This window comes from Modestobacter sp. L9-4, from assembly GCF_019112525.1.
In the GTDB taxonomy this organism is placed as follows: domain Bacteria; phylum Actinomycetota; class Actinomycetes; order Mycobacteriales; family Geodermatophilaceae; genus Modestobacter.
In genome coordinates, this window is the sequence record NZ_CP077800.1 from 2,262,481 (window position 1) to 2,285,415 (window position 22,935).

A 22,935-nucleotide genomic window follows, 5' to 3' on the forward strand; every position below is an offset into this window, starting at 1 on the left:
GGTGCGCACCATCGAGATCCGCTCCGGCGAGGAGTCCATCCGGCTGGGTCAGCTGCTGAAGCTGGTCGACGCCGTGCCCTCCGGCGCCCAGGTCAAGGACGTGCTGGCCGCGGGCGAGGTGCAGGTCAACGGTGAGGTCGAGGAGCGCCGCGGCCGGCAGGTGCGGCGCGGGGACGTCGTGTCGGTGGCCGGCCAGGAGGACGTGCAGGTCAGCTGACCCGTCAGCGACCGGACGCGCTGGGTGACCGACGCGGCGGTGCGCGGACGAGTTCACACAGATGTCACACAACGGGGGTGCGGACCGCCGCCGAGCAGGGAAGCTGGAGGGAGCCCGGGCGGCGGTGCTGCGGAACCCGCCGCCCGGGGCACTCCTCCTCAGCGCAGGGCGGGCAGGCGCAGCGCGGTGACGAGGGCCCGGTGGTCGCTCCCGGGCACGTGCACCACCTGCAGCCACTGCGGGGTGATCCGTCCGTCGACCAGCACGTGGTCCAGGACCAGCCGCGGGCGGCCACCGCGGATCGGTGCCCACGTGGACCGCAGTCCCGCACCCGTCGCGCGGGCGGCGTCGACCCAGCCGATCCGCAGCAGCCGGCGGAACGAGGCGTGGTCGGGCGTGGCGTTGAAGTCGCCGGTGAGCACCCGCAGGACGTCGTCGCCGGGGGTGGGCAGGTCGCGCAGGTCCTGCTCCCAGTCGGCCACCCGCGCCGGCCCCTGCAGCGGCGGGTGGGTGTGCACCGCGGTCAGCTCGACGTCCAGGGCACCCGGCACCGTCAGCCGGACCGAGGGCTGGCCGAACCGCCCGGGCACCATGCTGCGCGCGAGCACCTCCAGCCGGGTCCACACCGCACCGCCGGAGCCCGGGGGCTGGTCGGGGCCGGCCGGCATCACGTGGCCGTGCGGCAGCAGGTCGGCGATCCCGGCGTCCAGCAGCGCGGTCACCCCCTCCGGCGTGACCTCCATCAGCGCGACGACGTCCGCGTCGTGCTCGGCCACCAGGGAGACCACCGTCGCGGCGTCGGCCCGGCCGTGCAGGGTGTTGAGCGAGACGACCCGCAGCGCCGGCCCGTCGGCGGTGGCGACCGGGGCGGACGGCCGGGCCCGCGTGAGCACGGCGGCGCCGAGCACCACCGCCGAACCGGCGGCCAGCGCGGTCGCGCTCCGCGACCGGCTCAGCAGCGCGGCGGTCAGCGGCACGACCGCGCTCAGGGCGGCGTGTGGGGTGAACGACAGCGCCGGCACCAGCGGGAAGCCCCGCTCGGCACCGAGCGCGCGGACGGCGGCGAACCCGGCCCACGGGGCGGTGAGCGCGAGCGCGGCGCGGGCAGGGACACGCGGAGGAGAGCTCACGTCGCCATCGTGCCGGGCCCGGACCGGGGGCCGTGCAGCGGTCCCGTGTTCATCTCGGTCCTGTAAGACGGGCGGCAGGAGCAGGCAAAGCGCTGGTGAAGTAGAGTTGAACGAGGAGTGAACGCGATGGCTGACGTCCATCTGGAGATCGAGCAGAAGTTCGACGTCGAGGAGACGTTCGCGTTGCCCGACCTGTCCGCGGTGCCGGGGGTGGCCGAGGTGCGCGAGCCGGTGGAGCACCACCTCGACGCCGCCTACTACGACACCGCCGACCTGCGGCTGGCCCGCGCCCGGGTGACGCTGCGCCGGCGCACCGGCGGCACGGACGCCGGCTGGCACGTGAAGCTGCCGCCGGTGGCCGGTGCGCGCCGCGAGCTGCACTCCCCGGTCGGCCGGGCGGCGAAGAACCCGCCGAAGGCCGTGCTCGAGCCGGTGCTGGGCATCGTCCGGCAGGAGCCGGCGACCCAGGTCGCGCTGCTGCGCACCCGCCGGGTGGTCACCGAGCTGGCCGACGCCGAGGGCCGGGTGCTGGCCGAGGTCGCCGACGACCACGTCACCGGCACCGCCTACCCTGCCGGGCCGGGCGAGGCCGCCGTCGTCACCACGTGGCGCGAGGTCGAGGTCGAGCTGGTCGACGGCGACGACGAGGTGCTCGTGGCCGTCGCCGAGGCGCTGGTGGACGCCGGCGCCCGGCCCGCGGACTCCCCGTCCAAGCTCTCCCGGGTGCTGGCCGACCGGCTGGCCACCCTGGCGCCGCAGCCGGCCGCCGAGGCCGCTCCCCGCAGGAAGGGCAAGAAGGGGAAGAAGCGCGCCCCGGCCGCCTCGGCGGGCGACGTCGTCCGGGCGGCGCTGCGCAGCCAGGTCCAGGCGCTGTCGGACGCCGACCTCATGGTCCGCACCGGCCAGGCCGACGGCGTGCACCAGGTGCGGGTGGCCTGCCGCCGGCTGCGCAGCACGCTGGCCGCCTTCCGGCCGGTGCTCGACCGCGAGCAGACCGACCCGGTGCGCGCGGAGCTCGCGGTCGTCGGCTCGGCGCTCTCCCCGACCCGGGACGCCGAGGTGGCGCTCGCCCACCTGCGCGAGCTGGTCGCCGCCCAGCCCGTCGAGCTGGTGCTCGGCCCGGTCGCGGCCCGGCTGCAGCAGGCGGCGATCAAGGACGAGGCCGCCGGTGACGCACAGGCCCGCAAGGTGCTGGCCGGTGCCGCCTACCTCCAGCTGCGCGACGACCTGGACGCCCTGGTCGGCGAGCCGCCGCTGACCGAGGCCGCCACGCGCCCGGCCGACGAGGTGCTGCGCGAGGTCCTCGCCCGCACCACCCGCCGGCTGCAGCGCACGGTCGAGCTGGCCGAGGGCGCCACCGAGGACGAGGCGCTGCACGACGTCCGCAAGGCCGCCAAGCGGCTGCGCTACACCGCCGAGGCCGCGGTGCCGGTGCTCGGGCGCCCGGTGACGGAGCTGGTGACGGCGATCAAGGGCGTGCAGGAGGTGCTCGGCGACCGGCAGGACACCTTCGTCACCCGGCCGCTGTGCGTGCAGTTCGGGCTGCAGGCCTTCACCGCCGGGGAGAACGCCTGGACCTGGGGCCGGCTGCACGCGCTGGAGCAGGCCCGGTCCGAGCAGGCCGAGCGGGAGTTCTGGCTCCGCTGGCCGCAGCTGCGCCCCGCGCTGAGGGCCGCCACGAAGTAGCCGCCCGATCCAGGCACTGGTACCGACACCGCCATCTGCGTGTCCGCAACGGGTGTGTCGGTACCAGTGCCTGGTGGCTGGCCGTCGCTAGCCGGTGAAGGCGGAGAGCTCCTCGAGGCGGTCGCGAGGGACGGTCTTGAGCCGGGCGACGGCCTCCTTGAGCGGCACCAGCTCGATCTCGGTGCCGTGCAGGGCGACCATGTTGCCGAACTCCCCGCGGTGCGCGGCGTGGGCGGCGTGCAGCCCGAAGCGGGTGGCCAGCACCCGGTCGAAGGACGTCGGGGTGCCACCGCGCTGCACGTGGCCGAGCACCGTGGTGCGCACCTCCTTGCCGGTGCGCCGCTCGAGCTCGTCGCCCAGCTGCTGGGCCACACCGGTGAAGCGCCGGTGGCCGAACTCGTCGATGCCGCCGTCCCGCAGCTCCATCGTGCCGGGCTTGGGGGTGGCGCCCTCGCTGACCACGGCGATGACGTGGGTGTCGCCGCGGTCGAAGCGGGCGCTGACCAGCTGGCACACCTCCTCGACGTCGAAGGGCTGCTCGGGCATCAGGATCAGGTGCGCCCCGGCCGCCATCCCGGCGTTCATCGCGATCCAGCCGGCGTGCCGGCCCATGACCTCGACGAGCAGCACGCGCTGGTGGGACTCGGCGGTGGTGTGCAGCCGGTCGATCATGTCGGTGGCGATGCTGACGGCGGTGTCGAAGCCGAACGTCAGGTCGGTGCAGTCGATGTCGTTGTCGATCGTCTTCGGGACGCCGACCACCGGCACGCCCTCGTCGGCGAGCCAGGCCGCGGCGGTCAGCGTGCCCTCGCCGCCGATCGGGATGAGCACGTCGATGCCGTGGGACTCGAGCACCTCGCGGGTGCGGCCCAGGCCGTCGTGCAGCGCCTTGGGCGCGGCGCGCATGGTGCCCAGCGTCGTCCCGCCGCGGGTGAGCAGCCGGTCGACCTTGCCGATGTCGAGCGGGGTGGCCTCGTCGTCGAGCAGCCCACGCCAGCCGTTGCGGAAGCCGATGACCTCGCTGCCGTACTCGATCACCGACGTCCGGACCACCGCCCGCAGGACGGCGTTGAGGCCGGGGCAGTCGCCTCCGCCGGTCAGCACTCCGATGCGCATGAGCTCTCTCCTCCGGGCGGGACAGTGGTCCAGGCCACACCGTACGTCATGACGTCTAGACGACCGGACGTGTGCCGTACCGTTTCTCCCCGTGTCGAGCTCCGAGGGGGGACCCAAGTACCTCGCCGTGCGCGAGGCACTGCGCCGGCGGGCCTCCGCGCTGCCCGAGCACAGCCTGCTGCCCCCCGAGCCCGTGCTGTGCGCCGAGTACGGCGTCAGCCGGATCACCCTGCGCCGGGCGGTCGACGGGCTGGTGGCCGACGGGCACCTGGTGCGTGAACAGGGCCGCGGCACCTTCGTGAGCCGGCCGGGCATCCGGCACGAGTACCGCGAGAGCTTCGTGCACCGGATCGCCGGCTTCCACTCGGTGATGACCGAGCAGGGCGCCCAGGTGGGCACCACGGTGCTGACCCAGCGGGTGGTCCCGGCCGCGCCGGCGATCGCCGCCGAGCTGTCGATGGGCCCGGCCGAGGACGTCGTGGAGCTGGTCCGGCTGCGCAGCGTCGACGGGCTGCCCAACCACGTCGTCCGCAGCTTCCTCCCCGCGCGCACCTACCCGAAGGCCGCGACCGAGGACTTCGGGCACGGGTCGCTGTACGAGTTCCTGCGCCGGGAGTACTCCGCCGACCTGGCGCACGCCCGGATCGCCGTCGACGTCGGGACGGCGGCCGCCGACGAGGCCGACGTCCTGGACGTGACCACCGGCTCCCCGTTGCTGGTCGTGCGCACCACGGTGCGAGACCGCGGCGGCCACCCGCTCGTGCACTCGTTCTCCCGGTTGCGGCCCGACGTGAGCCAGGTCGAGTTCGAGGTGTCCGTCGGCGGTCGGTGAGCCGTCCGCCGGGGTAGGGGGCTCCCATGACCGTCAGCTGGTTCGCCCTGTACCAGGTCCCGGAGGACCCGTCCGCCTTCGAGCAGCAGTACGCCGCCGTCCACGCCGGGCTGGTGGAGGACACCCCCGGCCTCGTGGAGAACCGGGTGCACTCGGTGACCCGTCAGGTCGTCGGCAAGCCCGCCTGGCACCTGCTCGCCGAGTTCGTCTTCGACTCCCAGGAGTCCCTGGACGCCGCCGTCGCGTCGCCGCGGTGGGCCTCGGCCTGGGACGACCTCCCGGGGGGCGCCGACTCGGTGACCCTGTTCGCCGCCCAGCCGCACGGCGCGGGGGCGACCGACCCCAGCTGAGCCGACCGGCGGCTCAGGTGCGGGGGTGGGCCGCGTCGTCGGGGTGCCCGGCCAGCCAGAGCCGCTGCTCGCGCAGCAGCTCCCGGTCCAGGGCGTGCCCGACGTGCCGGGCCAGGTCACCGGCGACCGCGAGGACGGAGGCGTCCAGCTCCCGCCGTTGGGTCCAGCCCAGCGCCACTGCCCCGACGGCGCTGTGCTGGCCCAGCACGAGCGGTGCGGCCAGCACCGTCTCGGTGCCGGGCGGCAGCGGGTCCAGCCGCGGGAACTCCGCGCGTCCCTCCTCACCCGTGGCCACGGCCACCAGGCGGCGTTCGGCCATCGCGACAGTGAGCGGGTGCGGGTCGGTCAGCGCCAGCGTGGCCACCGGGTCCGCCGAGGGCGTGGCCCCGGCGGTCGCGGACCAGACCCGCACCTCCGGGCAGCCGGCCTCGGCCACGCCCATCAGCACCGTCCGGCTGCCCAGCGGTGAGCGCACCAGCCGGTCGAGCGTGCGCAGCACCCCCGGCAGCGACCGGGCCGTCAGCAGCGCGCCGCTGAGCCGGGCGACCAGCCGGGTGCGGTCGGCCTCGGCCTCGGCCTCGACCAGCGCCCTGCGGGCCCGTTCGGCCGCGGCACGGGCCGTCCCGTCGTCCCGGACGGCGGCGGCGAGGGCCTCCCGCTCGGCCAGCTCGACGGCCTGCACCTGCAGCTGACGGGAGCCCTCGGCGGCCAGCCGACGCAGCGTCTCCAGCTCCGCGGCCGTCCAGTCCCGGGGCGTGGAGTCCGCGGCGACCAGCACCCCGATCGGCCGCCCGGAGGCGTCCCACAGCGGCATGCCGGCGTAGGAGACGACGCCCAGCTCGCGCACCGAGGGGCTGTCGGCCAGCTCCGGGTCCTCGCGGGCGTCGCGGAGCACCAGCGGGGCGCCCGCGGAGGTCACCCGCTGGCTCAGCGAGTGGGTCAGCGGCATCGACCGGCGGGTGGCCCACGGCTCGGACAGCCCGTACGCCCCGGGGATCACCTGGCCGGCCTTGGACACCAGGACCACGAGCGAGCGCTCGACGCCGAGGGTGCCGGCGACGGTGGCGGCGAGTCGGTCGAACGCCTCGTCGGCCCGCGCGGGCAGCGGTGCCCAGGTGGGCAGGTCGTAGCCGGTGTCCATCCGCTGGTCCCCCTGACTCGTGTCACCACCGGTGACGCCGGGGCGCTCACCGGTTGGGAGCAGGCCGATGCTGTCAGACTCGGGGTGCCTGTGCCGAGCACCGGGAGGGGACGACGTGCACCAGTGGGGGGAACGTCCGGTGTCCGGTGTGCGTGCGGTGCTCGACGACCGGACCGTGACCAGCGTCTTCCAGCCGATCGTCGAGCTCGACAGCGGGCTGGTGGTCGCCTACGAGGCGCTCGCGCGCGGCCCCGAGGGGCCGCTGCACGCCCCCGACGACCTGTTCGCCGCCGCCCGGTCCGAGGGGTGCCTCACCGAGCTGGACCAGGCGTGCCGGGCCGCCGCGCTGCGGGGTGCGGTGCAGGCCGGCCTGCTGGCGCCGCTGACCGTCTTCGTCAACGTCGAGCCCGATGCGCTCGACGAGGCGCCGCTGGCGGCGCTGTTCGACCGGGCCGACCGGTTCGCCGGCACCCTGCAGGTGGTCCTGGAGATCACCGAACGGGCACTGGCCGCGCGCCCGGCGGAGCTGCTGCGCACGGTGGCGCGGGTGCGCGAGCACGGCTGGGCGGTCGCGCTGGACGACGTGGGTTCGGACTCGCTGTCGCTGGCGTTCATGCCGCTGCTGCGCCCCGACGTGGTCAAGCTCGACCTGCGGCTGGTGCAGGACCGCCCCGGCCCGGCGATCGCGGAGATCATGCACGCGGTCAACGCCTACGCCGAGTCCAGCGGGGCGGTCGTGCTGGCCGAGGGCATCGAGAACGAGCAGCACCTGGCCACCGCCCGGGCCATGGGCGCCACCCTCGGCCAGGGGTGGCTGTTCGGCCGCCCCGGCCCCGGGCTGGTCGCCGGCCGGCCGGCCGGGACGCTGCGGTTGCCCGACCCCCAGCTCCTCGACCCGCCCTGCGACCGGGTCTCGCCGTTCGACTGCCTGCCCGTCGGCGCCCCGGTGCGCGAGGCGGCCAAGTCGCTCCTGGTGGAGGTGAGCCAGCAGCTGGAACGGCAGGCGATGCGGCTGGGGGAGACCTGCGTGGTGGTCACCGCGTTCCAGCAGGCCCGGCACGTCACCCCCGCGACCCGGCTGCGGTACCGGGACCTGGCCGAGCGGGTCGGGTTCGTGGCGGCCCTGGCCGAGGGGCTGGCCGGTGAGCCGATGCCCGGGCTGCGGAACGCCGACCTGCTGCCCGACGACCCGGTGCGCGACGAGTGGGACATCGTGGTGCTCAGCCCGCACTTCAGCGCCGCCCTGCTGGCCCGCGACCTCGGTGACGACGGCCCGGAGGCCGAGCGGCGGTTCGCGTTCGCGCTGACCTACGAGCGGGACACCGTGGTGCAGGCCGCCCGGGCGCTGCTGTCCCGGGTCGCGCCGCGGGCCGAGGAACCACCGTCGACGGTGGCCGTCCCCCGACCGCAGGTGCCGTCCGTGTCCGCGGTCCCCGGCGAGGGCCTCCTGCACCGGGCGCTGGCCGTCGTCAGCACGGGCATCTCCATCGTCGACCTGCGGCTGCCCGACCAGCCGCTGGTCTACGTCAACCCGGCGTTCGAGCGGTTGTCCGGGCACCCGGCCGCAGAGGTGCTCGGCCGCAACTGCCGCTTCCTGCAGGTGCCGGACACCGACCCCGCCGCGGTCGCCCGGGTGCGGGAGGCGATCGCGGCGGGGGAGGAGGTGCGCGAGGTGCTGCTCAACCGCCGGGCCGACGGCAGCACGTGGTGGAACGAGTGCCACCTGACCCCGGTCACTGACGCCGACGGGCGGGTCGTGCAGTACATCGGCATCCAGGCCGACGTCACCGCCCGGGTGGAGGCCGAGCGCGCGCTGACCACCGAGCGGGAGCGCTCCCGGCGCTACGCCTCCGAGCTGGCCCGGCTGGGCGTCACCGGCTGACCGGGACGGCTCAGACGTCGACCGAGTCGCCGGGCGCCATCCGCGTGTACGGCGTGGGCTGGCCCGGGCCGCGCTCCCCGAGCAGGCCGCCCACCACGCCCAGGCCGGTGTCGTTGAGCAGGCCGTCGTGCACCGCGTACGCCTGCTGAGCGCGGACCTCGCGCAGGTAGTCGACCAGCTCCGCGGTCTTCGACCAGGGCGCGTGCGCCGGCAGCAGCAGCGTCGGGACGTCGACCTCGGGCACGGTGAGCGCGTCGCCGGGGTGGAACACGCGGCCCTCGACGAGGAAGCCGACGTTGCGCACCCGGGGGAGGTCGGGGTGGATCACCGCGTGCCACTCGCCGTGCACGGAGACGTCGAAGCCGGCGGCGGTGAACGTGTCGCCGGGGCCCACCACGTGCACCCGGGAGCCGAGGCCGCTCAGCTGCTCGGCGACCGAGGCGTTCGTCCACAGCTCCAGAGCCGGGTCCGCGTCGAGGGCGGCCCGCACCTTGTCCGGCACGAAGTGGTCGGCGTGCTCGTGGGTGACCAGCAGCGCCGAGGCGCCGGCCGAGGCGTCGTCCGCGGTGAACGCGCCGGGGTCGACGACCAGCCGGCGGTCGTCCTCGGACAGGACGACACAGGCGTGTCCGTGCTTGGTGAGCTGCACCGGGGCCTCCAGGTGAGTGGGTGGACCTGCACCGTGCCATGCCCACGGGTGCACGTGACGAACGGGCATCCGGTCGTGTGACGTTCGGGTTGCACGCTCAACCACCGGCCCCTCCGTGCCGACACCAGGAGTGTGAGCACCTCGACCCTGACCCTGGTGGCGGCGCGCAGTCGGGCGCACGGACCGGCGGTGCCCCTGTGGCACGCCGTGGAGGTGCACCGGCCCGCGGCGGAGATGGACGCCGCCTGCGAGCTGACCCTGTGCGGCGCGCTGGCCCGCGTGGACACCGAGCAACAGTGGCCGCTGACCGCCGCCGACGTCTGCCCGGCCTGCGCCGCGCGTTAGCACTCTGCCCGCGAGGGCGGGACACCCGCAGGATCAGCTCCACCGCCGGCCCGGCCGTGGGCGTACGGTCGCACCGTCGGGACCTGCTCCGGGTCCGCGGCGCTGCACGACCCCGGCGTCCAGCCGGTGCGCCTGGGTCGCCGACCGGTCACCTGTCACATGGCGGGACGTGGCGGGAGAGCGCATGGAGGACGACGGTCGGGACGACCTCGCCGGTGCAGTAGGGGCGGTCGGCGACCGGGCAGGAGTCGGCTTCGTCGACGAGCGCAGGCGCTCGCGCGAGGAGAGCCTCGGTGAGCGCGTGCTGGGGTCCCTGCTGGACCGGGCACACCTGATGCCGGCCCGGCTGGTGGGCCCACTGGTGGCCCAGGAGGTCGCCTCCGTCGGCGGCAGGGACGTGAGCATCTGGCTGCAGGACTACGACCAGCGGACGCTCAACCCGCTGACCGGTGAGGGCCTGGTCGGTGAGTCGTGCCCCATCGCAGGGAGCTGGGCGGGCCGTGCCTTCAGGCAGGACGCCCGCATCGAGCAGGAGCTGCCCGAGGGCTCGACGCGGCTGTACCTGCCGATGCTGGACGGCTCCGACCGGGTCGGCGTGCTGGCCTTCACCCTCCTCGAGGTCGACGACAACGACCGCCGGCTGGCCCAGCGCCTGGCCGGCCTGACGGCGGACCTGATCGTCACCAAGTCCCTGTACACGACCACGTTCGACCGGGTGCGCACCGCAGCCCCGATCAGCCTGTCGGCGCACCTGCAGTGGCAGACCCTGCCCCCGCTCGTGATGAACACCCCGGACGTCGCCCTCGCCGGGATCTTGGAGCCCGCCTACAACGTGGGCGGGGACAGCTTCGACTACGCCCTGGACGGTCACGTGCTGCACCTGGCGGTCTTCGACGCCATGGGCCACGGGCTGGAGGCGGCCACGATGGCGACCGTCGTGGTGGCCACCTACCGGCACGGACGACGGTCCGATGCGTCGCTGCCCGACCTCTACGTGCAGATGGACGACGTGCTGTCCGCGACCTACCCGGGTCGCTTCGCCACCGCGCAGGTGGGCCGGCTGGACACCGAGACCGGCGTGCTCAGCTGGGTCAACGCCGGGCACCCCGCGGCCCTGGTCGTCCGCAGCGGCGGGTCCGTCGAGGAGCTCGTCGGTCCCATCACCCGGCCGGTGGGCCTCGGTGGGGTCGCCCCGCAGGTGTCCACCGTCCAGCTGGAGCCGGGAGACCGGGTGCTGTTCTTCACCGACGGCGTCGTGGAGGAGCGGCTCGCCGACGGCGCGCAGTTCGGCGAGGAACGGCTGCGGGAGTTCGTGGAGCAGGCCAACACCGACGACGTCAGCGTGGCCGAGACCGTCCGGTTGCTCTCCCACGCCCTCATGGAGGCCCGTGGTGGGCAGACCAGCGACGACGCCTCGCTGCTGCTTGTGGAGTGGCGCGGGCCGCCCCGGGACGACGAGCTGGCCCGCGGCTTCCTCGGTGGCCTGCCCGTCGGCGACATCGAGGGCTGAGGCCTCCCGCGACCGCGTTCAGCGTCCAGCCCCCTCCTCTGGAGGGGGGGTAGCCTCCGCCGAGAAGGTCTCGGGGCGAGTTCTCGTTGCTGACGGTGCGTCATACAGCGGCGCACGTACGTGTGAGTCCCCGGTGGATGTCGGGGATCTCCGCACCGAGGACGCATCGTGCCCCCGGCGACCCGACCGGAGCACGTCCCATGAGCCCAGCCGACCGCACCCCTGCCGTCGACGAGGCAGCAGCGTTCGAGCGACTCGGCAGTGTCGCGTTCGCCGAGTCCTCGCTCCAGTCGGTGCTGCAGGCCGTCGCCGACCTGACCAAGCAGGTGGTGCCCGGCAGCGTCGAGGCATCGATCACCCTGCTCGTGGCGGACCGGGCGACGACGGTGGTGCACACCGGGCAGCTGGCCCTGGACCTGGACGAGAGCCAGTACGGCCGTGGGTACGGTCCGTGCCTGCACGCCGCCAGCAGTGGCCAGACGGTGGAGGTCCTGGACGCCCGCACAGAGGCGCGCTGGTCCGACTACATGGTGACCGCGGTCGAGCGGGGCAGTCTCAGCTCCCTGTCACTGCCCCTGGGCACCTCCGAGAACCTGGGCGCGGGCCTCAACATCTACGCCCGAGAGTCCGCGGCCTTCGACGAGGACGGTCGCCGCATCGGGCACCGGTTCGCCCGCTTCGCAGGCGTGGCCGTCGCGAACATGCACGCCTACGAGAGCGCACGCGAGCGCGCCGACCACCTGCAGACCGCCCTGGAGTCCCGGGCGGTCATCGACCAGGCCAAGGGCATCCTGATCGAGCGCTACAAGGTGACGGCCGAGGAGGCGTTCACGGTCCTCGCCCAGGCGTCGATGGCCGGCAATCGCAAGCTCCGAGTGGTCGCCGAGCACCTGGTGACGACCGGCGAGCTCCTCGTGCCCACCCGGTCGTGACGTCCGGCGGGTGACGGGCTCGTGCCCGGCGCCTCCTGACGGTCGTCCGCGTCGTGCACTGCACGGGCCGGGGACCTGCAGCGCCGCAGGCAGCCGCAGCGTCCCGGTCACGCCTCCGGGCCAAGTCGTGTCGCTCCGCACGTGTCGCCCGGTCAGCAGCCGGGCAGATCGGCATGGAGCGCCAGATGGTGCGCACTCGGATCGGGAGGCCGCTGCATGTCCGGAGAGCAGGTCCGAGCGTGGGTCGAAGCACAGCCGCCCCGCGGTTCGGACTGCACTGCCTGGTCCCCTGAGCACCTGCGGGACCTCTCCCGGGTGCGTCGGGAGTTCCGGGCGTGGATCACCGCGGCGGACGACGGCTCGGCCGAGATGCGGGAGAACCGCGTCGAGGAGTCCGTGCTCGCCCTGGACGAGCTGATGTCCAACGCGCTGCGGCACGGGCGGGCACCGATCGTGGTCGATGCGTGTTCCAGTGAGGACGGCGTGCTCCTGCGGGTCGCCGACCGGGCAGCGGAGGACCCGCCGCGCCCGACGTCGACCCGCGACCCCAGTGACGGTGGCATGGGCCTGGGCATGATCGCCGAGTTCGCCGTGGACTGCGGGTGGTTCGCCTCGGGCGAGCAGAAGGTCGTCTGGGCGGTCATGCCGCTGTCCGTCGCCTGACCGCTGCGCCCTGGCCGCCTGAGCCGAGCCGGGCGACGAGCGGTCCGACCGCTCGGTCAGCGCCACGGTCCACCGGTCAGGAGCCGCTACGGCGCGAGGTAGCTGTCGAAGGCCTCGACGTCGCTCATGTGACTGACCAGGGCGGCGATCCGGCCGGCGCGCACCTGCACGTGCAGTGCGACCCGGATGTCGAGCTGTCGTCCCCGGTGGTCCCCGGTGTCGTGCGCCAGGACCACGATGCTGTCCGGCCCGTGGAGCAGCGCCTCCAGTCGGGGCCGGATCTGATGGGGTGCCAGCGCTGCCTCGACGGCGACCAGTCCGGCCACCCCCTCGTGGCGACCGGACACCTCGCTCGTCCCCGGGATCGTCCAGCTGACGTCCGGGGTGCACAGCTCCCCGAGGGCCTGCTCGTCGCGGGTGCCCAGTGCGGTGGCGAACCGGACCGCCAGCTCTCGTCGTGTGTCGCTCATGTCCACTCCTCGTGTTCGTCGGGTCAGACCCGGCACGGCGGGATCGTCGGCCGGGGTGGTGGTGCACCGGGTGGCGTCGCCTCGGCCCGGCGGCGTCGCCTCGGCCCGGCGGCGTCGCCTCGGCCCGGCGGCGTCGCCTCGGCCCGGCGGCGTCGCCTCGGCCCGGCGGCGTCGCCTCGGCCCGGCGGCGTCGCCTCGGCCCGGCGGCGTCGCCTCGGCCCGGCGGCGTCGTCCGGTCGTTGGTCCGGACCGCCCGTCGGCTCGTACGCTCACGGCATGACGCCCGCGACGGACCGGCGCCAGGGCGCTGCGGAGCGGTCTGCCGCACCCCGCGCCCTCGCCGGGCTCCGGGCTGAGGCCTGAGGTGCGCGGAGACGGCCGGCGCGGTCCGGGACCGTCTCCGGCCGACCCGACCTGCCGGGGGTGCCCGTGGAGCTGAGGGCGCTGGAGTACTTCGTGGCGGTCGTGACCACGGGCTCCTTCACGGGCGCGGCCGAGAGCTGCCTGGTCGCGCAGCCGTCCATCAGCTACCAGGTGGCTGCCCTCGAGCGGGAGCTCGGTGAGCCGCTGTTCGTCCGGACCCCGCGCGGGGCGACCCTCACGCCGGGCGGCCGGGCGCTGCTGCCGCACGCCCGGGCGTGCCTGGAGTCAGTGGCCGCGGCCAAGCGGGAGTTCGCGCAGCGGGCCGAGCTGCTGACCGGCGAGCTCGCGATCGGCACGGTGGGCGGGGTCCAGGAGACCCGCCTGCCGCGGGTGCTGGCCGAGTACCACGCCCGCCACCCCGGGGTCTCGGTGCGGCTGGGCAGCGGCGGCAGCGACTCGTTGATCCAGGCGGTCGACGACGGCGACCTGGACGCCGCGCTGGTGGCGCTGCCCGACACGCCGCTGCCGGCGTCGCTGGCGCACGCGACCCTGCTCCAGGACGAGATCGTCGCGGTGCTGGCCCGCGAGCACCCGGTGCCGGGCGCGGCGCTGAGCTGCGAGGAGGTGCTCACCCACCCGGTGATCACCTACGCGTCCGACAGCGCCCTGCGTCACCGCATCGAGGAGCACTTCCGGGCCGACGGCGCGCAGCTGCAGGTCTCGCACGCGACCAACGACGTGGCCCTGCAGATCGCCCTGGCCCGGGCGGGTGTCGGTGTCGCCCTGGCGGCGGCCTACGACCCCGCCGTCGACCCCGGGTCGGGGGTCCAGGTCCTGCCGCTGGACCCGCCGCTGCGGTTCCGGAAGGTGCTCGTCTGGCGGTCCGACCCGGCACAGGCCCGGCCGCTGCTGGCGTTCCTCCAGCTCTGGACCGCGGCCGGGGGCCCGGACGCGCGCCACCCGCGCGACGCCGTCCGCTAGACCCGCCCCGCGACGGGGGGCCACGGCAGGAGTCACCGGGCCCGGGCTGCGCGGGCGATGCTCTCGGCGAACAGCGGGGTCTCCCGCGCGTTGTGGGCACCCGACGCGGCCTGCCGGTCACGGGCGGCCTGCTCGAAGGAGATGCCGTTCTCCCCGAGGAACTGCAGGAACTGCTCGGTCGGGTGCGAGGTGACCGTGTTGGTGTAGCGGCAGTGCTCCTCGTCCAACGGCGTCATCCGCAGGTCCCAGACCACCTGGACGGTCGTCCAGCCGTTCGGGGTCAGCACGTCCGAGGTGGACACCAGGTGGCAGTGGTGCGCCTCGGCGGTCTCCATCCGGTAGTGCTGGACCACCAGGCCGGTGCCGATCATCTCGACGTTGATCGACATCGGGGTGCCGTCGTCGGCCACGGTGTAGCCGGCCGCCTTGTGGTCACCCGGGGCGCAGCGCTGGTACTCCTCGTCCGGCAGGGTCCTGAGCCAGGTGGCGATGTCGACCCGGTCGAACGGGACGTCCACGTCGTGGGTCACGACGGAGCTGGACAGGGTCAGTTCCTCGCGGACTGCGGTGCTGGTCACGGTGGCTCCTCGGTGCTCTCGGGGGAGCGGGCTCGACCCCGGAGGTGCCGGTCGAGCGCGCACCTCGAGTCTCGCCACCGCACGCCGCCGCCGTCCAAGACCGGGATCCGATGGCTGGCATAGGCGGCGCCGATACGTCGCCCTGCCGGCGGAGGCTGGTGCGGGTCCTGCCGAGGGGTGGGGCGATCGCGCCTACCGGCGTTGGGACCGGTTCTCCCAGAGGTCGTGGCCCACGAGCAGGACGCCCGCGCCCGTCACCAGGTAGCCGAGCAGCAGGATGAGGCCGCCGCCGATGTCGCCCGGGTCGCCGATGGTCGTGAGCGCTGAGAGGACCGCGTACAGGGCGATGAGCAGGAGCCCGCCCGCGAGCACCTTCCAGGAGGTCGGGTGCACGGTGCGAGTTCCTCGGTCACGGGGCATGGTCACGACGCTAGGGCGAGGCGGCTCTCGTCGGGGTGTCCGATGCGGTCGACGGGACCGGGCGCACTGCACCCCGGGGAACGGCCCCTCGGTCGGCCGAGGTCCGCCGGGCGCGGGGTCAGCGGCCGGTGAACCGGGCGGGCCGCTTGGCCAGGAAGGCCTCCACGGCCTCGCGGTGGTCGGCCGTCGCCCCGAGCCCGGACTGCAGCCGCGCCTCCAGCGCCAGCGTCGTCCCCAGCGGGTCGGTGGCGGCGGTGGCCAGGACCTCCTTCACCGCCCGGTACGCCGCGGTCGGACCCGTGGCCAGCCGGACGGCGAGTGCCCGCGCCTCGTCGTGCACGGCCTCGGCCGGGACGACGCGGTGCACCAGACCCCAGCCGAGGGCGGTCTCGGCGGTGAACGGCTCGGCCAGCAGCAGCAGCTCGGCCGCGCGGGAGCCGCCCACGCAGTGCACCAGCCGGGCGGCCACCGCCGAGTCGCTGGACAGGCCGATGCCGGTGAACGCGGTGCTGAGCTTGGCCCCGGCGGCGGCCACCCGCAGGTCGCCGGCCAGCGCCAGCCCCAGCCCGGCCCCGGCGCAGGCGCCGTTGACCCCGACGACCACCGGGACCGGCAGTGCGGCCAGCGCCAGCAGCAGCGGGTTGTACTCGGCGGCCACCACGTCCAGGGAGTCGGTGGCACCGCTGCGCAGCACCGCGGCGTGCTCGCCGAGGTCCTGGCCGAGGCAGAAGGCGCGGCCGGTGCCGGTGAGCAGCACCGCGCGCACCGCGGCGTCGGCCGCCACCGCCGTCACCGCGGCGAGCAGGTCGGCGCGCAGCCGGGAGGTCATCGCCGGCTGCAGCAGGGTCAGCGTGGCTACCCCGTCGGCGTCGGTGCGGGTGACGGTGGGCTCGGACATCGTCGTCCTCTCGTTCCTGGGATCCCGGTCACCCTGGCAGACCCGGTCTGTACCGGACGATGACGGTCTCCTAAGGTGAGCCTTCCCTACGTCGGCCGGGCGCGGGGAGTCTGATCCGGAGGTCCGCCATGGGGCAGGTGTTCGCCGCCAGCTACCTCATCGGTCTGCGTGAGGGCCTGGAGATGGTCCTCATCGTCAGCGTGCTCGTCGCCTACCTGGTCAAGACCGGACGGCGCAGGCACCTGCTGCCGGTCTGGGCCGGGGTGGGCGCGGCCGCGGCGCTGTCCATCGGCTTCGGCTGGGCGCTGAGCTACGTCTCCACGACCGTGCTCGGCGGCCCCGGCCAGGAGCTCTTCGACGCGATCACCTCCACCGTCGCCGTCGTCCTGGTCACCTGGATGGTGTTCTGGATGCGGCGCACCGCGCGCCGCCTCTCCGGCGAGCTGCGCGGCAAGCTCGACGGCGCGATCGGCCTGGGCGTCGGCGCCGTCGTCGGCATCGCCTTCCTCTCCGTGGCCCGCGAGGGCCTGGAGACGACGCTGCTGTTCTTCGCCTCCGCGCAGGGCGCCACCTCCTCGGCCCCGCTGCTCGGCCTGGGCGCCGGCCTGCTCACCGCCGTCGTCCTCGGCATCGGCCTCTACGCCGGCGCCATCCGGATCAACCTGTCCCGCTTCTTCATGGTCAGCGGCGCCCTGCTCGTGCTGGTCGCCGCCGGCATCTTCAAGTACGCGGTGCACGACTTCCAGGAGGCCGGCGTCCTGCCCGGCCTGTCGACGCACGCCTTCGACGCCTCCGGCTGGCTCGACCCGGGCAGCTGGTACGGCGCGCTCGCGGCCGGCCTGTTCAACATCACCCCCCAGCCCACCGTGCTGGAGACCATCGCCTGGGTCGCCTACCTGGTGCCGGTGCTGGTGCTGTTCCTGCTCCCCTCCCGCAAGCCCGCCGGCACCACCACGCCGGCCCCCAACGTCGTCCAGGAGACCCCGCAGCATGTCGAAGCCCGCGCGTAGGCGCACCGCCCTGGCCGTCCTGGCCGGGACGGCCGCCCTCTCCCTCGCCGCCTGCGGCAACGAGGACCCCGCCGCCGCCGGTGCGGCGCCGGCCGACGACATCGCGGTGGCCGCCAGCGACGAGGCCTGCGACGTGGCCTCGAGCGAGCTGCCGGCCGGCGTGCACCAGTTCAGCATCACCAACTCCGGCAGCAAGGTCACCGAGTTCTACGTCTACGCCGCCGGCGACCGGGTGATGGCCGAGGTCGAGAACATCGCCCCCGGGGTCGCTCGCGAGCTGCGCGTCGAGTTGCCGGCCGGTGAGTACCAGACCGTCTGCAAGCCCGGGATGATCGGCGACGGCATCCGCTCCGCGCTCGTCGTCTCCGGCGACGCCCCGGCGCTGTCGGAGGACCAGTCGCTGGCCCAGGCCGGCACCGACTACCAGCGCTACGTGCAGTCCCAGACCGGCGCGCTGCTGGAGCAGACCACGAAGTTCACCGACGCCGTGAAGGCCGGTGACGTCGACGGGGCCAAGGCGCTCTACCCGGTCGCCCGCACCTACTGGGAGCGGATCGAGCCGGTCGCGGAGAGCTTCGGCGACCTCGACCCGATCATCGACGGCCGCGAGGGCGACCAGGCCGAGGGCGAGGACTTCACCGGCTTCCACCGCATCGAGAAGGCGCTGTGGGAGACCGGCGACGTCTCCGACATGGGCCCCTACGCCGACCAGCTGAAGACGAACGTCCAGGAGATCGCGGCGAAGGCCGACCAGGTCACCCTCGACCCGCTGCAGCTGGCCAACGGCGCCAAGGCCCTGCTCGACGAGATCGCCACCGGCAAGATCACCGGCGAGGAGGACCGCTACAGCCACACCGACCTGTGGGACTTCGCGGCCAACCTCGAGGGCTCCCAGGCCGCCGTCCAGGCACTGCGGCCCTACCTGGAGACCCACGACGCCGAGCTGGTGGGCGAGATCGACGAACGCTCCAAGGCGGTGGAAGACGAGCTGGCCCAGTACCGTTCCGGTGACGGGTGGACGCTGTACGACCAGCTCACGCAGGACCAGCTGCGCGGGCTCAGCGACTCCATCACGGCGCTGACCGAGTCGGTCAGCCAGGTCGCCGCCGTCGTCGCGGAGAAGTGAGTCCGGGTCCGTCATGAGCTCTGAGGGTCTGTCGCGCCGCCGGTTCTTCGGGCTGGCCGGCGCGGGCACGGCCGGTGTCATCGCCGCCGGCGCGGCCGGCAGTGCGATCGGCCGGGCCACCGCGGGCGAGCCGGTCGCGCCGGCCGGTCCGTCGGCCACCGACGCCGTCGCCTTCACCGGCGACCACCAGGCCGGCATCGTCACCCCGGCCCAGGACCGGCTGCACTTCGTGGCCTTCGACGTCATCACCGAGGACCGCGCCGAGCTGGTCGAGGTGCTCAAGGCCTGGACGGCGGCGGCGGCGCGGATGACCGCCGGGCAGGACGCCGGCGAGGTCGGCGCGGTCGAGGGCGGCCAGTACGCCGTCCCCGACGACACCGGTGAGGCGCTGGACCTCCCGCCGTCCGGGCTGACCCTCACCATCGGCTTCGGCCCGACGCTGTTCACCACCGCCGACGGCGTCGACCGCTTCGGGCTGGCCGACCGCCGGCCCGAGCCGCTGGCCGAGCTGCCCGCCTTCCCCGGCGAGGCCCTCCGGCCGGAGATCAGCGGCGGTGACCTGTGCGTGCAGGCCTGCGCCAACGACCCGCAGGTCGCCGTGCACGCCGTCCGCAACCTGGTGCGCCTGGGCGCCGGCGTGGTCAGCGTCCGGTGGTCGCAGCTGGGCTTCGGCCGCACGTCCTCGACCTCCAGCGCGCAGACCACCCCGCGCAACCTGTTCGGCTTCAAGGACGGCACCGACAACCTCAAGGCCGAGGCCCCCAAGGCCCTCGACCAGTTCGTCTGGGTGGCCGACGGCGACCCGGGCGCGGACTGGCTGGCCGGCGGCTCGTACGTGGTGACCCGGCGGATCCGGATGCGGATCGAGCAGTGGGACACCGCCACCCTCGCCGACCAGGAGCAGACGATCGGCCGCACCAAGAAGGCCGGCGCCCCGCTGGGCCAGGCGGGCGAGTTCGACCCGGTCGACCTCACCGCGTCCGCGATGCCCGAGAAGTCGCACGTCGCGCTGGCCCACCCGACCAACTCCGGGACGGCGATCCTGCGGCGCGGCTACAGCTTCGTCGACGGCTCCGACGGGCTCGGGCGCCTGGACGCCGGGCTGTTCTTCATCGCCTACCAGCGCAACCCCGAGACCGGCTTCGTGCAGGTGCAGAAGAACCTGCGCACGGACGCGATGAACGAGTACGTCCAGCACACGTCGTCCGCGGTCTTCGCCTGCCCGCCCGGGGTCACCGGCCCCGACGACTGGTGGGGCCGGGCGCTGTTCTCCTGACCGCCCGGGCGTGACCTGCGCGACGGGTTGACCGCCGCCGGGTCCGGGCAGGGACCCGCGGGCTGAGCACAGGCCGCTCCGCTCGTCCGTCGTCCCCGGGAGCCTGCGTGTCCGGACTGTCCCTGCCCCTGCTGCTCGCGATCTTCGCCGCGGCCGCCGGCGTCATCTGGGTCGCCGGCGTCCAGCTGTCGAACCAGACCGACGTGCTGGCCACCCGGCTCCACCTCGGGACGGCGCTGGGCGGGCTCGTCCTGCTGGCGGTCGCCACCAACCTCCCCGAGATCGCCATCACCGTCAGCGCCGCGATGTCGGGCAACCTCGACGTCGCGGTCGGCAACCTGCTCGGCGGCATCGCCATCCAGACCGTCGTCCTGGTGGCGCTGGACGCCTTCGGCGTGCGCGGCCGGCGGCCGCTGATGTACCGGGCCGCCTCGCTGGTGCTGGTGCTGGAGGGCGCCCTGGTCGTCGGGGTCCTGGCCGTGGTCATCGCCGGCAGCCAGCTGCCCGACTCGCTGGTCATCGGCCGGGTCGGGCCGGCGTCGGTGCTCATCGCCGTGCTGTGGATCGCCGGGCTGCTGCTGCTCCAGCGGGCCGGGAAGGGCCTGCCCTGGCACGAGTCGGGCAACGCACCCGACGGCCAGGACGAGCCGCGCGGGCACAGCCAGCAGAAGACCGAGGCGAAGGCCACCACCAACGGCACCAGCACCGCCAAGGCGGGGAGCATCTTCGGCGTCGCCGCGCTGCTCACCCTGGTCGCCGGCGTGGTGCTCGAGCGCAGCGGCGACGCCATCGCCGACCACGTCGGGCTCACCGGCGTCCTGTTCGGGGCGACCGTGCTGGCTGCCGCGACCTCGCTGCCGGAGCTCTCCACCGGGCTCACCTCGGTCAAGGCCGGCGACTACCAGCTCGCGGTCAGCGACATCTTCGGCGGCAACGCGTTCCTGCCGGTGCTGTTCCTCCCCGCCTCGCTCATCTCCGGGACGGCGGTGCTGCCGCAGGCCCAGGCCACCGACATCTACCTGACCGCCCTCGCCGTCCTGCTGACGCTGGTCTACATGGCCGGGCTGGTCCTCCGGCCGGGACGGCGGATCGCGCGGATGGGGGTGGACTCCCTGGTGGTGCTGGTGCTCTACGCCGTGGGGGTCGTCGGCCTGGTGGCGATCGCCGGCGGCTGAGCCGGCGGCAGCACCGCCCTGCTGTGCTCGACGTTGCTGACCCAGACCGCCTCCTGGTGGGTGTCCCGCCCGGACGCGACGTCCTCGGCGGTGCGCAGCTTGGCCACCTTGTGCACCAGGACGCCGAAGCCGACCTTGGCCAGCACGTCGGCCGCCGAGTAGGCCAGCTGCACCGTGGTGAGCCAGGTCGCGGTGACGTCGACGAACACCGGGATCGCGTAGACCAGCGGGTAGACGCCGAAGGCACCCAGCAGCACGATCGCGGCGTTGCGCAGGCTCACCGCGGCCTCACGGCCCATCGCCGGAACCGAGGTGCGCACCGCGCCGATCAGCGCCACGTAGAGATAGGCGTAGAAGGCGGTCGACACCAGGCCCCAGACCACCAGCGCCGTGGTGTCCCGGCCCTCGTCGACCACCTGGGACCCGAGGTAGCCGGTGAGGATCATCAGGAAGGCCGCTGCCATGGTGCTCGCCCGCAGCTTCCGGGCCCGGGCGCCGGCCAGCGAGCACACCGCCAGCAGCTCGACGCACAGCAGCGGCACCGTCACCGACCAGTCGACGTAGCGCGGGGACAGCGCCAGCCGGGCCTCGGCACCCGGCACGTAGCCGGCGTCGGTCAGCTCGTAGCCGTGGCCCCACCGCAGGAACAGCAGCAGGTAGGACAGCGCCGCCACCGCCCCGATGCACAGCCCGGCCAGCACCGCAGGGCGGTACCGGACGCCGACCTCGTCCCGGCTGGTCCAGCTGTACAGGGCGTAGGCCAGCAGCGCGAAGCCGGCGCCGACGAGGGCGAACTCGACCAGGTCGTACTGGCCCCGGGTCAGGGTCTGCAGCTCGGGCGGAGGGGAGTCGGCGAGGAACACGGGCGGGACTACCCGGTCGCCGCAGCTCAGAACCCACCCCGCGCTCGCGCCACCCCGCACGACCGGCCAGGCTGCCCGCATGACCCGGGTCGTATTCGCGCCGGACTCCTTCAAGGGCACGCTGGGTGCGGCCGAGGCGGCCGACGCCCTGGCCGCCGGCTGGCGCCGCGTCCGCCCGGACGACGAGCTGCTCACCCTCCCGCTGGCCGACGGCGGCGAGGGCACCCTGGAGGCGCTGGGCCACGACGTCCCGCGCAGCGCCTGGCGCACCGAACCGGTGACCGGCCCGGACGGCCGCCCCGTCGACGCCGCGTGGCTGCTGCTGCCCGACGGGACGGCGGTGGTGGAGATGGCCCGGGCCGCGGGCCTGCCGCTGCTGGCCGAGCTGGACCCGCTCGGGGCCACCACCCGCGGCCTCGGTCAGCTGCTCGCCGCCGTCGTCGCCGACCCGGCCGTGCACCGCGTGCTGCTCACCCTGGGCGGCTCCTGCACCACCGACGGCGGCACCGGTGCCCTGGCCGCGCTCGGTGCGCGGTTCCTGGACGCCGACGGCGCCGACCTCGCGCCGGGTGGCGCCGCACTGGCACGGCTGGCCCGGGTCGACCTCGGCGGGCTGGCCTCCCCGCCGTCCGGTGGGGTGCAGTGCCTGGTCGACGTCACCGCCCCGCTGCTCGGCCCGCTCGGCGCCGCCGGCCAGTTCGGTCCGCAGAAGGGGGCCACCCCGGCGCAGGTGGCCCTGCTCGACGGCGCGCTGGCCCGGCTGGCCGACGTCCTGGGCGGGGACCGGGACGCCCCGGGCGCCGGGGCGGCCGGCGGCACCGCCTACGGGTTCGCGACCTGCTGGGGCGCCACCTCGGTCAGCGGTGCGCAGGCGGTCGCAGCCGCCGCCGGCCTGGACGACGCCCTGCGGGGCGCAGCGCTGGTCGTCACCGGTGAGGGACAGTTCGACGCCCAGTCGCTGCGCGGCAAGGTGGTCGGCCACCTGGTCGAGCGGGCGGGTGCCGCGGGCGTGCCGGTGGCCGTCGTCGCCGGCCGGGTCGAGGGGAGCGGGCTCCCCGTGGCCCGGGCGGTGTCGTTGACCGAGTTGGCCGGTTCCGTCCCCGCGGCGATGGCCGACCCCGCCCACTGGCTCGCCGCCGCCGGTGAGGCGATGGCCCGGGAACAGTCCGTCCCACGCCGGTGTTGGGACTCCTGCGACGATTGATGCGCCAGCATGTGTACGACCGCTCGCAGGAGGGCACCCCTCCGCCCGGTGCGACCAGCCGCCCAGCGCCGGCCGGCTGTGACGGGTACCGGACGAGCTGGCAGGACGAGGGGACGGC

24 protein-coding genes are annotated in these 22,935 nt (G+C 74.7%); 15 read left to right on the forward strand and 9 right to left on the reverse strand.

The window, feature by feature from the left end; translation table 11 throughout:
• The first annotated feature begins 1 nt into the window (after window position 1).
• A complete protein-coding gene (locus KUM42_RS10655; protein ID WP_237492081.1) occupies window positions 2-217 on the forward strand; it encodes an RNA-binding S4 domain-containing protein in 216 nt (71 codons plus the stop codon).
• A 158-nt stretch (window positions 218-375) separates the two neighbouring features.
• On the opposite strand, the gene KUM42_RS10660 is transcribed toward KUM42_RS10655, so the two are convergent.
• Window positions 376-1,347 carry an endonuclease/exonuclease/phosphatase family protein gene (locus KUM42_RS10660; protein ID WP_237492083.1) on the reverse strand — a complete coding sequence of 324 codons (972 nt, stop codon included), beginning with the start codon at window positions 1,345-1,347 and terminating at the stop codon, window positions 376-378.
• 126 nt (window positions 1,348-1,473) lie between these two features.
• On the opposite strand from KUM42_RS10660, the gene KUM42_RS10665 reads away from it, so the two are divergent.
• Window positions 1,474-3,033: a CYTH and CHAD domain-containing protein gene (locus KUM42_RS10665; RefSeq protein WP_237492085.1), complete on the forward strand. Its 1,560-nt coding sequence runs from the start codon at window positions 1,474-1,476 to the stop codon at window positions 3,031-3,033.
• Between the two features lie 87 nt (window positions 3,034-3,120).
• Here KUM42_RS10665 and KUM42_RS10670 read toward each other — a convergent pair whose 3' ends face one another.
• Window positions 3,121-4,149 (reverse strand): ATP-dependent 6-phosphofructokinase, encoded by a 1,029-nt coding sequence (locus KUM42_RS10670; RefSeq protein WP_237492087.1) that lies wholly within the window; start codon window positions 4,147-4,149, stop codon window positions 3,121-3,123.
• Window positions 4,150-4,240: 91 nt separating this feature from the next.
• Between KUM42_RS10670 and KUM42_RS10675 the strand changes: the two genes are divergently transcribed.
• Together KUM42_RS10675 and KUM42_RS10680 are read left to right on the forward strand one after the other, a co-directional pair.
• On the forward strand, window positions 4,241-4,981 hold the full coding sequence (locus tag KUM42_RS10675; RefSeq protein WP_237492088.1) for a GntR family transcriptional regulator: 741 nt from the start codon (window positions 4,241-4,243) through the stop codon (window positions 4,979-4,981).
• A 26-nt stretch (window positions 4,982-5,007) separates the two neighbouring features.
• Window positions 5,008-5,331, forward strand: a complete 324-nt coding sequence (locus tag KUM42_RS10680; RefSeq protein ID WP_237492090.1) for an EthD family reductase — start codon at window positions 5,008-5,010, stop codon at window positions 5,329-5,331.
• Window positions 5,332-5,344: 13 nt separating this feature from the next.
• Here KUM42_RS10680 and KUM42_RS10685 read toward each other — a convergent pair whose 3' ends face one another.
• Window positions 5,345-6,472, reverse strand: a complete 1,128-nt coding sequence (locus KUM42_RS10685; RefSeq protein WP_237492093.1) for a GAF domain-containing protein — start codon at window positions 6,470-6,472, stop codon at window positions 5,345-5,347.
• Window positions 6,473-6,611: 139 nt separating this feature from the next.
• Between KUM42_RS10685 and KUM42_RS10690 the strand changes: the two genes are divergently transcribed.
• The gene (locus tag KUM42_RS10690) at window positions 6,612-8,354 is read left to right on the forward strand and encodes an EAL domain-containing protein (protein ID WP_237492095.1); all 1,743 of its coding nucleotides are present in this window, start codon (window positions 6,612-6,614) and stop codon (window positions 8,352-8,354) included.
• Between the two features lie 10 nt (window positions 8,355-8,364).
• Here KUM42_RS10690 and KUM42_RS10695 read toward each other — a convergent pair whose 3' ends face one another.
• On the reverse strand, window positions 8,365-9,003 hold the full coding sequence (locus KUM42_RS10695; protein ID WP_237492098.1) for an MBL fold metallo-hydrolase: 639 nt from the start codon (window positions 9,001-9,003) through the stop codon (window positions 8,365-8,367).
• A gap of 132 nt (window positions 9,004-9,135) precedes the next feature.
• Between KUM42_RS10695 and KUM42_RS10700 the strand changes: the two genes are divergently transcribed.
• From KUM42_RS10700 to KUM42_RS10715, 4 genes are all read left to right on the forward strand, one after another.
• Entirely contained in the window at window positions 9,136-9,348 is a 213-nt protein-coding gene (locus tag KUM42_RS10700; protein ID WP_237492100.1) for a hypothetical protein, read from the forward strand.
• Between the two features lie 184 nt (window positions 9,349-9,532).
• Entirely contained in the window at window positions 9,533-10,858 is a 1,326-nt protein-coding gene (locus KUM42_RS10705) for a PP2C family protein-serine/threonine phosphatase (protein ID WP_237492102.1), read from the forward strand.
• A 200-nt stretch (window positions 10,859-11,058) separates the two neighbouring features.
• Window positions 11,059-11,790 (forward strand): ANTAR domain-containing response regulator, encoded by a 732-nt coding sequence (locus KUM42_RS10710; RefSeq protein ID WP_237492104.1) that lies wholly within the window; start codon window positions 11,059-11,061, stop codon window positions 11,788-11,790.
• A 216-nt stretch (window positions 11,791-12,006) separates the two neighbouring features.
• Window positions 12,007-12,453 carry an ATP-binding protein gene (locus tag KUM42_RS10715; RefSeq protein WP_370629310.1) on the forward strand — a complete coding sequence of 149 codons (447 nt, stop codon included), beginning with the start codon at window positions 12,007-12,009 and terminating at the stop codon, window positions 12,451-12,453.
• A gap of 86 nt (window positions 12,454-12,539) precedes the next feature.
• Here KUM42_RS10715 and KUM42_RS10720 read toward each other — a convergent pair whose 3' ends face one another.
• On the reverse strand, window positions 12,540-12,923 hold the full coding sequence (locus tag KUM42_RS10720; protein ID WP_237492110.1) for a nuclear transport factor 2 family protein: 384 nt from the start codon (window positions 12,921-12,923) through the stop codon (window positions 12,540-12,542).
• Window positions 12,924-13,352: 429 nt separating this feature from the next.
• Here KUM42_RS10720 and KUM42_RS10725 point away from each other — a divergent pair, with 429 nt between their 5' ends.
• On the forward strand, window positions 13,353-14,267 hold the full coding sequence (locus KUM42_RS10725) for a LysR family transcriptional regulator (RefSeq protein WP_237492112.1): 915 nt from the start codon (window positions 13,353-13,355) through the stop codon (window positions 14,265-14,267).
• Window positions 14,268-14,299: 32 nt separating this feature from the next.
• Here KUM42_RS10725 and KUM42_RS10730 read toward each other — a convergent pair whose 3' ends face one another.
• The 3 genes from KUM42_RS10730 to KUM42_RS10740 form a co-directional block, all read right to left on the reverse strand.
• Window positions 14,300-14,845 carry a hypothetical protein gene (locus KUM42_RS10730; protein ID WP_237492113.1) on the reverse strand — a complete coding sequence of 182 codons (546 nt, stop codon included), beginning with the start codon at window positions 14,843-14,845 and terminating at the stop codon, window positions 14,300-14,302.
• Between the two features lie 192 nt (window positions 14,846-15,037).
• Window positions 15,038-15,238 carry a hypothetical protein gene (locus KUM42_RS10735; protein WP_237492115.1) on the reverse strand — a complete coding sequence of 67 codons (201 nt, stop codon included), beginning with the start codon at window positions 15,236-15,238 and terminating at the stop codon, window positions 15,038-15,040.
• A 145-nt stretch (window positions 15,239-15,383) separates the two neighbouring features.
• Entirely contained in the window at window positions 15,384-16,163 is a 780-nt protein-coding gene (locus KUM42_RS10740; RefSeq protein ID WP_237492117.1) for an enoyl-CoA hydratase-related protein, read from the reverse strand.
• A 128-nt stretch (window positions 16,164-16,291) separates the two neighbouring features.
• Between KUM42_RS10740 and efeU the strand changes: the two genes are divergently transcribed.
• The 4 genes from efeU to KUM42_RS10760 all read left to right on the forward strand — a co-directional run bounded on the left by efeU (window position 16,292) and on the right by KUM42_RS10760 (window position 20,750).
• A complete protein-coding gene (efeU, locus tag KUM42_RS10745) occupies window positions 16,292-17,173 on the forward strand; it encodes an iron uptake transporter permease EfeU (RefSeq protein WP_237492118.1) in 882 nt (293 codons plus the stop codon).
• Window positions 17,154-18,299 (forward strand): iron uptake system protein EfeO, encoded by a 1,146-nt coding sequence (gene efeO / locus KUM42_RS10750; RefSeq protein ID WP_237492120.1) that lies wholly within the window; start codon window positions 17,154-17,156, stop codon window positions 18,297-18,299. Before efeU ends, efeO begins: the two co-directional genes overlap by 20 nt.
• A 13-nt stretch (window positions 18,300-18,312) precedes the next feature.
• A complete protein-coding gene (gene efeB / locus KUM42_RS10755; RefSeq protein ID WP_237492122.1) occupies window positions 18,313-19,575 on the forward strand; it encodes an iron uptake transporter deferrochelatase/peroxidase subunit in 1,263 nt (420 codons plus the stop codon).
• Between the two features lie 107 nt (window positions 19,576-19,682).
• A complete protein-coding gene (locus KUM42_RS10760) occupies window positions 19,683-20,750 on the forward strand; it encodes a sodium:calcium antiporter (protein WP_237492124.1) in 1,068 nt (355 codons plus the stop codon).
• Here KUM42_RS10760 and KUM42_RS10765 read toward each other — a convergent pair.
• A complete protein-coding gene (locus KUM42_RS10765) occupies window positions 20,705-21,613 on the reverse strand; it encodes a bacteriorhodopsin (protein ID WP_237492125.1) in 909 nt (302 codons plus the stop codon). The genes KUM42_RS10760 and KUM42_RS10765 overlap by 46 nt on opposite strands.
• Window positions 21,614-21,692: 79 nt before the next feature.
• On the opposite strand from KUM42_RS10765, the gene KUM42_RS10770 reads away from it, so the two are divergent.
• Window positions 21,693-22,817, forward strand: a complete 1,125-nt coding sequence (locus KUM42_RS10770; RefSeq protein WP_237492128.1) for a glycerate kinase — start codon at window positions 21,693-21,695, stop codon at window positions 22,815-22,817.
• Window positions 22,818-22,935 lie beyond the last annotated feature (118 nt).